The sequence below is a fragment of the Cardiobacterium sp. genome, assembly GCF_057314735.1.
The window spans coordinates 1-10,579 of sequence record NZ_DBHKZK010000005.1 but is presented as its reverse complement, the minus strand read 5'-3'; the positions used below and the strand labels follow the sequence as shown (position 1 = coordinate 10,579).

The 10,579-nt window shown below is 61.7% G+C and carries 9 protein-coding genes; 2 read left to right on the top strand and 7 right to left on the bottom strand.

What is annotated here, in order from left to right:
* Nucleotides 1–878 precede the first annotated feature (878 nt).
* The 7 genes from cysI to ACO54Z_RS00230 all read right to left on the bottom strand — a co-directional run bounded on the left by cysI (nucleotide 879) and on the right by ACO54Z_RS00230 (nucleotide 8,350).
* Entirely contained in the window at nucleotides 879–2,606 is a 1,728-nt protein-coding gene (cysI, locus tag ACO54Z_RS00260; RefSeq protein ID WP_485995219.1) for an assimilatory sulfite reductase (NADPH) hemoprotein subunit, read from the bottom strand.
* Between the two features lie 400 nt (nucleotides 2,607–3,006).
* Nucleotides 3,007–3,252 (bottom strand): hypothetical protein, encoded by a 246-nt coding sequence (locus ACO54Z_RS00255; RefSeq protein ID WP_485995218.1) that lies wholly within the window; start codon nucleotides 3,250–3,252, stop codon nucleotides 3,007–3,009.
* A gap of 66 nt (nucleotides 3,253–3,318) precedes the next feature.
* Nucleotides 3,319–4,710 (bottom strand): YeiH family protein, encoded by a 1,392-nt coding sequence (locus ACO54Z_RS00250; protein ID WP_485995217.1) that lies wholly within the window; start codon nucleotides 4,708–4,710, stop codon nucleotides 3,319–3,321.
* 577 nt (nucleotides 4,711–5,287) lie between these two features.
* On the bottom strand, nucleotides 5,288–6,202 hold the full coding sequence (locus ACO54Z_RS00245; RefSeq protein ID WP_485995216.1) for a TPM domain-containing protein: 915 nt from the start codon (nucleotides 6,200–6,202) through the stop codon (nucleotides 5,288–5,290).
* Nucleotides 6,199–6,789: a LemA family protein gene (locus ACO54Z_RS00240; RefSeq protein WP_485995215.1), complete on the bottom strand. Its 591-nt coding sequence runs from the start codon at nucleotides 6,787–6,789 to the stop codon at nucleotides 6,199–6,201. The genes ACO54Z_RS00245 and ACO54Z_RS00240 overlap by 4 nt, the downstream gene beginning before the upstream one ends.
* A gap of 200 nt (nucleotides 6,790–6,989) precedes the next feature.
* The gene (locus ACO54Z_RS00235; protein WP_485995214.1) at nucleotides 6,990–7,361 is read right to left on the bottom strand and encodes a hypothetical protein; all 372 of its coding nucleotides are present in this window, start codon (nucleotides 7,359–7,361) and stop codon (nucleotides 6,990–6,992) included.
* A gap of 47 nt (nucleotides 7,362–7,408) precedes the next feature.
* Complete coding sequence (locus ACO54Z_RS00230) at nucleotides 7,409–8,350, bottom strand: NmrA family NAD(P)-binding protein (RefSeq protein ID WP_485995213.1); 942 nt, start codon at nucleotides 8,348–8,350, stop codon at nucleotides 7,409–7,411.
* An 83-nt stretch (nucleotides 8,351–8,433) separates the two neighbouring features.
* Here ACO54Z_RS00230 and ACO54Z_RS00225 point away from each other — a divergent pair, with 83 nt between their 5' ends.
* Entirely contained in the window at nucleotides 8,434–8,799 is a 366-nt protein-coding gene (locus tag ACO54Z_RS00225) for a winged helix-turn-helix transcriptional regulator (RefSeq protein WP_298080185.1), read from the top strand.
* A gap of 212 nt (nucleotides 8,800–9,011) precedes the next feature.
* Nucleotides 9,012–10,268, top strand: coding sequence for a tetratricopeptide repeat protein (locus tag ACO54Z_RS00220; protein WP_485995212.1), 1,257 nt, complete (start codon nucleotides 9,012–9,014; stop codon nucleotides 10,266–10,268).
* The last annotated feature ends 311 nt before the right edge of the window (nucleotides 10,269–10,579 follow it).

The following is a 10,579-nucleotide window of genomic DNA, read 5'->3' as shown; positions in this document are numbered from 1 at the left end:
GCCTTGCAGCATAAGGCTTACAGCGTTTTTTAGCTCCTTTTTTGTCCTATACGCCCTATATTCTGTTGTTGGGTTACGCGCTGCGCGCTAACCCAACCTACGCGCAAAATCATCGTGTTATGACCAATTATAGCCATCCACCGAAAGCCTCATACGGTGTTGCGCCGCTTCGCCGTACAACCACGTACTGCCTTCAGCGGCGCGCCTTGTCTGAAACTTTCGGTGGATGGCTATATTATCGTTCGGGCGGTTACGGACTTCGTCCTAACCGCCCCTACGGGCTTTGCCCTACAGGGGAGGGAAATTTTTCAAATGTAATCAACCCGTAGAGGCTGTTTACAATTCAGCCGCAACCCTTTAGTAGGTTGAGTTAAGGGCTGTTTACAATTTAGGCCTCCCTCCTCCGCAGGGCGAAGCCCGCAGCGGGCGGGTTCCGTGCGTAGGGTGTGTGGCGGCGTAGCCGACACGCACGCGGGATTTTGACATCGGCAAACGCGTGCGTGCCTGCGGCACACACCCTACAAACCAAGCCAGCCATGCAACCGCATTGGATTGGGCGTGTTTATGGCTGAATGGTAAACACGCCTTAACCAAACCTACGCGCAAAATCATTGTGTTATGACCAATTATTATCGTTCGGGCGGTTACGGACTTCGTCCTAACCGCCCCTACGGGCTTTGCCCTGCAGGGGAGAAATTCAAATTACAAACAGCTCCTAAACGGTGTTACGCCGCCTGACCGGGCATCCTAAAAAATGGCAGAGCCGTTTTTTAGGGAAACCCGCGCTGTACAACTCTGTCTTCAGCGACGCGCCGGGGCTGAATTTTTCGGTGAAGAGCGATAAAAAACCGGCCTTGCGGCCGGTTTTTTTTGATGCCTTACGCCGCCCAGAAGTCGCGTGGCGCATCCAGTACCGGTTTGACGATGCCTACCCGGATGGCGTAGTCGCCGAAGCCTTCGTTTTTTTCGCGGTCGCGCGCCCAGCCACCAATCCAGCCGTCAAGGATTTCGAGGATTTCCGGCTCGGTGATGTTTTCCTTAAAAAGGCGCGGGATGCGCGTGCCTTCGCGGTTGCCGCCCGCGAAGAGGTTGTATCTGCCAATGGCTTTGCCGACGAGGCCGATTTCGGCGAGCATCGCCCGGCCGCAGCCGTTCGGGCAGCCGGTGACGCGCAGGATGATGTGTTCGTCCGGGATGCCGTGTTTGGCGAGTATCGCATCCACCTGGTCGATGAAGCCGGGGAGGAAGCGCTCGGCTTCGGCCATTGCCAGCGGGCAGGTGGGCAGCGAGACGCAGGCCATGCTGTTTTCCCGCTGTTTGCTGGTTTTTGGGTCAATTAGGCCGTGTTCGCGCGCAATCGCCTCGATGCGTTTTTTGTCTTTCGGCGGGATATTGGCGACGACCAGATTTTGGTTGGCGGTCAGGCGGAAGTCGCCTTTGTGGATTTCGGCGATTTTGCGCAGGCCGGTTTTGGGTTGTTTGCCGCCCGGCTGGTCGGTGATGCGGCCGTTTTCGATAAAGAGCGTCAGGTGCCAGTTGCCTTCTTCGCCTTTGACCCAGCCGATGCGGTCTCCCCGCGTGGTGAACTGGTAGGGGCGGATAGGCTCGAATTTGATGCCCATCCGTTTTTCGACTTCGGCCTTGAAGACGTCCACGCCGACGCGCTCCAGGGTGTAGCGGGTGCGCGCGTGTTTGCGGTCGCTTCTGTCGCCCCAGTCGCGCTGGGTGGTGACGACGGCTTCGGCGCAGTGCAGGGTGTGGCTGAGCGGCACGTAGCCGAATTCGTAGGATTTGTTGGGGAAGGTGGTGGTGTTGCCGTGTTCGCTGGAGAGGCCGCCGCCGACCAGCACGTTGAAGCCGACGAGGTGGCCGTTTTCTTCGATGGCGACGAAGCCGAGGTCGTTGGAGTGGATATCGACTTCGTTGTCCGGCGGGATGACCACGGCGGTTTTGAATTTGCGCGGCAGGTAGGTTTTGCCGAGGATGGGCTCAACTTCATCGGCGACTTCTTTCACCAGCGGTTTCGGCGGTTCGGTGGTAAATACTTTTTCGCCATCGAGCCAGATGTCGGCGTAGGCGCTGGTGCGCGGCAGGAGCTGCATACTGATTTTTTTCGCCCATTCGTAGGCCTCTTTGTGCAGGCTGCTTTGTACCGGGTTGGTGGTGCAGAGGACGTTGCGGTTCACATCGCTGGCGGTGGCAATTGAGTCAAGTCCCAGCCGGTGCAGCCATTGGTGCATCGGCTTGATGTTGGGTTTCAAGACGCCGTGATACTGGAAGGTCTGGCGGTTGGTGAGGCGGATGGAGCCGTAGAGGGTGTGCTCGCCCGCAAATTCGTCAATGCCGACCCACTGCTGCGGGGTGATGATGCCGCCGGGCAGGCGGCAGCGCAGCATCATGCTTTTCAGCGGTTCGAGTTTCTGCTCGCCGCGTTCGGCGCGGATGTCGCGGTTGTCCTGCTCGTACATCCCGTGGAAGCGGATGAGCTGGAAGTTGTCGCCGTTGAAGCTGCCGGTGATGCCGTCGGTGAGGTCGTGGCTGATGGTGCCGTGCAGGTAGTCGCTTTGGTCTTTGAGGCGTTCGTTGTCGGAGGGTTTGCCGGTCATGATGGGTTCCTTTGTTTAGAAGGGTTATTCGTAGGCTTTGTTGGGTTACGCGCTGCGCGCTAACCCAACCTACAAAGCTGATAGGCTCCCTCCCCCTGTGGGGGAGGGTCGGGGTGGGGTTAATGAATGCGGGCAGCGGTGTTGCGGATGGATACTGTCATTTTTGTTGAAGTTTAAGACTGTCTATATGGCTTTGGGTGATGGCAGGTTTGACGCTACCCCCTCCCCAACCCTTTCTCGCACTACGCGCGAGCTGTTCCAGTCCCGCTGCGGACGCTGGCGCGTCCTGCGAGGGAGGGGGCGAAATGGATGGGCGGTTGTCGAACCGCCTGTCCGCGATGCGGCAACTGCTGTTGCGGCAACCACCGATCGACCCCCTCCCCCACAGGGGGAGGGGTTTTTAGAGAAATCCCCACGCGCGCTGGTATTCGACGCGGATTTGATAATCGCGGTCGGCGAAACCGGCGGCGCGCAGCGCCCGCTTCAGTTCGCTGCCTTCGCCGTCGTGGCTGACCGCCAGCCAGCCGCCACGCCGGTCGGCGACGGCAAAGGCGCGCGATGCGAGCCAGTCGCGCAGGGCGCCGTTGCGCGGATCATGCGGCGGGTGGGCGCTATTGACGGTGATTTGAATATTGACCAGGCTCATCGGGATTCCTTGAAGTTCGTAGGGGCGGTTAGGCGAAGCCGTAACCGCCCGCGTATGGCGGCGGTTTTACACGCCCAGACTGCGCCAGTAGGCATCAAACACATGATTGGAGAGCCAGTAGCCCAGCGGCAGGTTGATGGCGACGCCAATGGCGAAGGCGAAACACGGCTTGAGACCGACCGCCGCCAGCTCGCGGAAGCGCGTGGTCAGGCCGATGCTGAGGAAAGTCAGGGTGAAGAACCAGCCGCGCAAATCTTTCAGCGCCTTCAGCGCCTCGTCGCTGTACGCCTTGCCCGCATCCGCACCGAGCGCGGTGATGACGGCGGTGGTCAGCAGCGAGGCGACGAAAAAGCCGAGAATGAATTTCGGGAAACGCTGCCAGATTTCGCGGCGGTCAATGCGCTCGCTGCTCGCCGCACTTTGCCGTTCCCACACCGTCACCGCGAGAATGGCGACGAGAAACGCCCAAATACCGACGAACATATCGCGTCCGACCACCTTCATCAGGGTAAAGGCCTCCGTCGCCGCTTCATGACCGATGGCTTCGGCGGCGGCGAACCCGGCGGCGTCGGCAAATTCCGACGTGCCAATCCACGCCCCGGCGACGCCCGGATGCAGGCCGAGGGTGCGGCTGGCGGCGGGCAGCAAGAAAATCATTACCACCGCCCAAACGATAACGAGCGAAATCGCCATCGAAACGTGCGCCTTCTCCGCGCGGCAGGCGCCGCCGATGGCAATCGAGCCGGAAACGCCGCAAATCGAACCGCCCGCGCCGAGGCAGGCGGCAAAGCGGCGGTCAAGACCAAACAAACGGGTGGCGGCAAAATAAATACTGGAAAACGTGACGACGGAAACAATCAGCGCCTGACCAATCGCCGCCGGACCGGCGCGGAGGATGATGGTAAACGGCAGCGTCGCGCCCATCAGCACAATACCCGTTTTCACAAAATACTCGGTGCGTAGCGCCTCGCCAAACCACGCGGGCAGGCGCAGCGTGTTGCCGATAGCGAGGCCGACAAACAGCGCCACCAGCGGCGACTCCAGTTGCGCGCTCTTCACCGCCGCATTGGCGCTGACAATCAGCACGGCGACGGCGAGCAAATACAGCACAGAAAAACCGCGCAGAAAGCGGCGGACGTCATAACCGAGACTGCGCGCGCCGAGGGAGAGGGTGCTGGCGAGCAGCAAATAAAGACCGAACGCGCCGGGCAACTTCGCGGGCAACTTGGCGGCAAGCTCGCCGAAAGACTTCCAGCCGGGCGCGGAAAAAGTGAAATACGGCAGCACCTTGCCGCTGTTGGTCAAAAACAGGGCGGTCGCGGCGACGACCAGACCGAGGCCGATGACAATCGCCCAACTGTCTTCCTTCTTGAACCACACCGGCGGCGGCGCACGGCGGGCGGATTTGACTTCGCGTTCATCAGATTGCAGCCCGTCAAGGGCGAGGGTGTTACTCATGGGTGGCTCCTGTAATGGTTGAAGCCCGCATGATAGGAATCCGCCGCGCCGCTGTGAAATAGCGCTTTTGCCTGCCGTCATAACTTTTTGGCATAAGCGCCTGTTCAAAAACTTGGGGGAATCGCATTTTTCCGTATGCTTGTGTAGGGAACTGAAAACAGGGAAAGCAGCAGATATACCCCCTCTCTCGCTACGCGAGCAATGCTTGTCCCTGTGGGAGAGGGTTGGGGTGAGGGCGGAAGATTGCTGCGACCCGCGTAGCGACGGCTCTCAAAACGAATTGCAAACACGCCGCGGGTTGCCGAAACGGGCGGTTACGGACTTCGTCCTAACCGCCCCTACGTGCTTTAACGGTGGGGCAAGCCACACCCTACCCACAGAAATTCGTCATAGGGTGTTGGCGGCACAGCCGACACGCACGCGGGAAAACCGGGAAAAACGCGCGTATTTGCGGTACACGCCCTACGGGTTGTCGAAACGGGCGGTTACGGACTTCGTCCTAACCGCCCCTACGTGCTTTAACGGTGGGGCAAGCCACACCCTACCCGCAGCGCGATAAATGGCGACCGCGCCCTGCTCACCACGTCCCGCCCGCGCCGCCGCCAGCGGAGCTGCCGCCACCTCCGCCGTAATCGCTGGATGAGGAAGACGACGACGATGAGGAGGAGAAGGGAGAGGAGAAACTGCTGCGGCTGCTGTAGCCGCCGCTGCCGTCATCGTCATCATCATCGTCGGAGCCGTCCCCGCCGCTTTCTCCGCGCATGAGCGCCTGGACGATGCGGCGCAATCCGCCTGCGACGATGTAGGCGGCAATGAGGATGGTGAGAACCTGCGGCAGGGAGTGGCCGGCGAGGTAGAAACCGCCCCCGGCCAACGCCAGCAGCACGATGCGCGCCGGGGGGCGCAGGCAGGCGGCGACAGCGGTGAGGAGGAAAACGAGCATCCCGGTGGTTTCTGAAAACGCATCCGCCGTGTGTTCGGCATCATCCGTCTGTCCGGCCAAAGCGAGACGCTCTGTCGGGTCGGCCTGCAAGTGTGCGGCGATTTCGTCCACGCCCGTGTTTAGCCCGGCGGCGAAGCGGCCTTGTTTGAAGGACGGCACCATGTCGTTGATGATTTTTTTGGCGAAGGCGTCGGGGAGGTCGCCCTCAAGGCCGCGCCCGGTGATGATGCGGATGGCGTGCTCTTTTTCGCTCAGCAAGATGAGCAGGCCGTCGTTGCGCGTGCGGTCGCCCAATTGCCAGCGGTCAAAAACGGCCATGCCGTAGTCAAAGTCGCTCATGCCGTTCAGGTTATCGACCAGCACGATGGCGCCCTGCATCACTTGCGCCTGGTGCAGACCGCGCAGTTTTTCGTTGAGCGCTGCCGCATCCGCTGGGGCAAGCATTCCCGCCTGGTCAATGACGGGGTCGGTGCCGATGGCGAGTTTTTCCGGCGCAATCGCCTGCGCCGCGCCCGCGAGGAAGGCGAACAGGAGCAGCAGCCGTTTCATGGGAAGCTCACTTGCGGCGCGGTGGCAGCCGCTTCGTTTTCCGCCTCAAAGTTCGCCTTGGCGTGCAGGTCGCTCAGGCGCGCGATGAGGCTCGTTGGGAAGGTGCGGATGCGGCTGTTGTAGTCGCGGACGTGTTCGATGTAGCGGTTGCGCGCGGTGGCAATGCGGTTTTCCGTGCCTTCGAGCTGGGTCTGCAAGGCTTCAAAGTTGGCGCTTGCCTTGAGGTCGGGGTAGCTCTCGGCGACGGCGAGCAGGCGCGCGAGGCCGTTGCCCAGCTCGCTCTGCGCGGCGCGGTAGCGCTCCAGCGCGGCGGGGTCATTGAGCTGTTCGGCGCTGAGGTGGACGCCGCTGGCGCGGCTGCGCGCTTCCACCACTTGCGCGAGCGTCGCCTGTTCGTGGGCGGCGTAGCCTTTGACGGTGGCAACGAGGTTGGGGACGAGGTCGGCGCGGCGCTGGTACTGGTTTTCGACTTCCGCCCAGGCGGCGGCAACGCTTTCGTCGGCGCGTTGCAGGCCGTTGTACATTTTGATGGTGAAGCCGCCGCAGATGAGGGCGAGCGCGGCAAGGATGAGGGGCAGGCGTTTCATGGAGGCTCCGGTTGTGGGTTCGGGCAGAGTGTATAGCAATCCCCCCAAAGCCTCATACTGTGTTGCACCGCCTCGCCGTACAACCGCGTACTGTCTTCGGCGGCGCGCCTTGTCTGAGGCTTTAGGGGTATCGCTATAGCGCCGCTTGTGGCAAAGAAAAAGCGGCTCCCCTGTCGGGAAGCCGCTGTGTTTGCGGGCGGTCAGGCCAGTTCGACCGGGCCGTGGTTGTCGCAGTGGTCGCCGTGCGGGTGGTGCAGGTGGCCATCGACGAGGTAATCGACGTGGTCGCCATGCGGCACCGCTTCGTGGCCGCAGCCGGGGCCATGGACGTGTCCGGCTTCGTGGCCGCCGCAGTGGTGGTCGGGCGTGCAGGCGTCCGGGTTGGTGGCGCTGACAGCGTTGCGGTGTTCATCAACGTGGTCGCCATGCGGGTGGTGCAAGTGGCCGTCGTGCAGGTAATCGACGTGGCCGTCGTGTTTGATGGCGGTGTGACCGCAGCCCGCGCCGTGTTGGTGCGTGTGGTTGGCGTGGTGCGGTTCGTGGCAGCCGCAGCCGCAGTTGTGTTCGCTCATGTGTGAGTCTCCGTTGTGTTGTGAATGGGGCGCGCATTTTAGGGGATTTATGCGCCGTATTGCACGGCTTCGCCACGCCAGCCGCTTGCGCGCAGGAATTGTTCCCAGGTCAGCGCGGCGGGGTCGATGCGGCGGCTCCAGCCGAGGTCGCGTTCCGGGCGGTAGTAGCCGTATTCGGCGGCGTAGTGGGTCATGCCGAGCAGCTCTTGTACCAGCGCTTCGTTGTCGGCGAAGGCGGGGTAGTATTGCAGCAGTTCGTCGCGTTCGTAGGCGCTGCGGTATTCGGCGCGGATGCCGGTTACGCGGCTGAAGGTGGCGACGAGTTCGCGCGGGGTGAGGAGGTCACCGATGACGGGCAGGGTTTGGCCGTGGTAGTGGTCGGGGCGGGCGAGGATTTCGGCAACGGCGGGACCGGTGGCGGTGAGCGGATCAACAAAGGGCGCGCGGCAGTCGGCGGGCAGGTAAACCGGCATCAGCAGGGTGTCGCCCTCGTAACGCGGCAGGTAGTACTCCAGCAGGTTGGTGTAGAAAAAGGCGAGCAGGATGAAGCTGTGCGCCACCGGCAGGCCGCGGATGTGGTCGGCGATGCGCGCCTTGTCGGTGAAATGCGGCGCGTAGTGGCGCCCGGCGCTGATGGCATCAACGTTTTCCAGGGTGCTGAAGATGAGGTGTGGTACGCCCGCGGCGACGGCGGCATCGGCCAGGGCGCAGCCGAGGGGGAATTCGTCGGAGTCATTGGGCAGGGTCGGCGGGGTCATGAGGAAGGCGCTGTCCGCCCCGCGAAAGGCGGCACGCCAGGCGGCATCATGGCCGACGGCGAGCGGTGCGGCGACGACTTCCGCGCCGAGGCGGGCGAGGGCTTGTGCCTGCGGCGCAGCAGGGTTGCGGGTCAGCGCGCGCACGCGGTATTGTCCGCTGCGCAGCAGGGTGGTGGCGACGCTGCGCCCCTGTTTGCTGGTAGCGCCAGCGATGGCGACGAGGGGTTTCATGGGGTTCTCCGGTGTGGGTATGACGGGCAGTATCGGCGCGCCTCTGCCGGGGAACAAGAGCTATCCTTTTGAACAGGTTATATATGAAAGACGAATGTATGAGCGATTTTGTCCGCCTGAACGGCAAGGTGTACCCTTGCCCGGTCAGTCTGGCGATGGATTTGGTCGGCGGCAAATGGAAGGCGGTGATTCTTTATCATCTGCAGGACGGCAGCAAACGTTTTGCCGAATTGCACCGCCATTTGCTTGCCGCGACCGAGGCGACGCTGAACCGCCAGCTCCGGCAACTGGAAGCGGACGGGCTGATTTGCCACACGGTGTTTGGCGAGAAACCGCCGCTGCGCAGTGAATACGCGCTGACGGATTTTGGCCGCAGCGTTGTGCCGGTGCTCAATGCGCTGATGCAATGGGGCAACGGCATCGTCGCGGCGCGGGGTGAGCGGGTGTAGGGGGCTATAGAGCAATCCTCGCAAAGCAGTTCGTTGGTCGGCCATTCATGGCCGACACCAAAAAATGTCGGGCATAAATGTCCGACCTACAAACCAAGCGGACGACAAGTTTGCCGGTCGGCCATTCATGACCGACAATAAAAAAAACGCCGGGCATAAATACCTGGGCGGGCTGTTCACCATCACCAGTCATTCACAACCAGAGAGAACCCATGTTTACCCGATTAGCATTGCTTGACCATTTTGAAGATGCCCCGCAACTGGCGCGACTTGCGCAGTCGGCGGTGGCGTTGTATCCGCAAGAGCCCAATATCGTCCTCATCCGCCTGCGCCAGTTCGGCGAAGCGGTGCTGCAATATTTGGCGGAGCGCTGGCAACTGGACACCGGCGGGCTGGACACGCCGCTCGATGTGCTGCGGCTGCTCGATTACAAGCTGCTCGCGCCGGAAAAAATTATCGACACTCTCAACGAGCTGCGCGTCAAGGGCAACCAGGCCGTGCATGATTTGCACGAAGACCCCGCCGACGCGGCGGCCAACTTGCAACACGCCGAGACGGTGGCGCAGTGGCTCTACGACACCTTCATCCTGCCGGAGCAGTTGATTGCCGAACGCGCCCGGCGCGAAGCCGAAGACCAGGCCGCCCATGCGGCGGCAAAGGAGCGCGCCGCGCTGGAAGCGAAAGACCTCGCCAAATTCCTTGCCGAGGAAGAGAAACAGGCGGCGAAGGCGCGCAAACAGGCGCAGCGCGAGGCGAAACGCGCCGAACGCGCCATCGAAAAGGCCGAGCGGAAAGCGCAAATCGCGGCGGAAAAACAGCAGCGCGTCCGCCAGTATGAAGAAAAAACCCGGCTGCGCCGCGCGCGCCAGCAGGAATATCAGCGGCGGGTACGCCGCGCCGAGGCGTTGTACGCGGAGGGCAAGCGCTTCAAGGCAGAGCGGGATTATGTCAATGCTGTGCGCTGTTTTTCCGAGGCGGCCGAAATCGGCTCTGCGCGCAGCATGGTGCAAATGGGGCTGGCCTACAGCAACGGCTGGCTGGGCAAAAAAGACGCGGCAAAAGCGTTTTACTGGAACAGTCGCGCTGCCCAAAAGGGTGATGTTGACGGCGTGAACAACTTGGCGATTTGCTATACCAGGGGCGAGGGCGTCGCCGCCGACCCCGAGCGCGCCATGCGTCTCTACCGTCAGGCGGCGCGGGACGGTTATGCCATCGCCCAGCACAATCTGGGAACCCAGTACCGCAAGGGGGAACTCACCAAACGCAACCTGAAACAGGCTATCGTCTGGTACAAAAAAGCTGCCGCCCAAGGCGTGCCCCAGTCAAATTACTGGCTGGGCAGGATTTTTTGGCATCTGGGCGACCCGGACGAGGCGGTCAGGCATATGCGCCGTGCCGCCAAACGCGGTCATGCCGACTCTATTGAATGGCTGAAACAACACGGCCTTTCTCCTTCCGACCCTTCGTAATCTGCCTGTAAGAGCCCGTTCAAAATCTTGGGGAATCGCATTTTTCGTGTGCTTGTGTAGGGAACTGAAAACCGGGAAAACAGCCAATATGCTCCCTCTCCCTGTGGGACTGGGACAGCTCGCGCAGCGACAAGCATTGCTTGCGAAGCAAGAGAGAGGGTTGGGGTGAGGGCAGCAAAGCCATTGAAAAACAGTAATTTCAGCTCATGAGCAATATCGCTCACCCCCACCCCGACCCTCCCCCGCTGCGGGCGCTGCGCGCCCTGCAGGGGAGGGGGGACAATTTGGCGCAGCAATTCAAATTTGTGTGG

Excerpts from the sequence above, each read along its gene's own strand:
- cysI (WP_485995219.1), bottom strand. The coding sequence starts at position 2,606 with ATGACCGGCAAACCCTCCGACAACGAACGCCTCAAAGACCAAAGCGAC.
- ACO54Z_RS00255 (WP_485995218.1), bottom strand. The coding sequence starts at position 3,252 with ATGAGCCTGGTCAATATTCAAATCACCGTCAATAGCGCCCACCCGCCG.
- ACO54Z_RS00250 (WP_485995217.1), bottom strand. The coding sequence starts at position 4,710 with ATGAGTAACACCCTCGCCCTTGACGGGCTGCAATCTGATGAACGCGAA.
- ACO54Z_RS00245 (WP_485995216.1), bottom strand. The coding sequence starts at position 6,202 with ATGAAACGGCTGCTGCTCCTGTTCGCCTTCCTCGCGGGCGCGGCGCAG.
- ACO54Z_RS00240 (WP_485995215.1), bottom strand. The coding sequence starts at position 6,789 with ATGAAACGCCTGCCCCTCATCCTTGCCGCGCTCGCCCTCATCTGCGGC.
- ACO54Z_RS00235 (WP_485995214.1), bottom strand. The coding sequence starts at position 7,361 with ATGAGCGAACACAACTGCGGCTGCGGCTGCCACGAACCGCACCACGCC.
- ACO54Z_RS00230 (WP_485995213.1), bottom strand. The coding sequence starts at position 8,350 with ATGAAACCCCTCGTCGCCATCGCTGGCGCTACCAGCAAACAGGGGCGC.
- ACO54Z_RS00225 (WP_298080185.1), top strand. The coding sequence starts at position 8,434 with ATGAAAGACGAATGTATGAGCGATTTTGTCCGCCTGAACGGCAAGGTG.
- ACO54Z_RS00220 (WP_485995212.1), top strand. The coding sequence starts at position 9,012 with ATGTTTACCCGATTAGCATTGCTTGACCATTTTGAAGATGCCCCGCAA.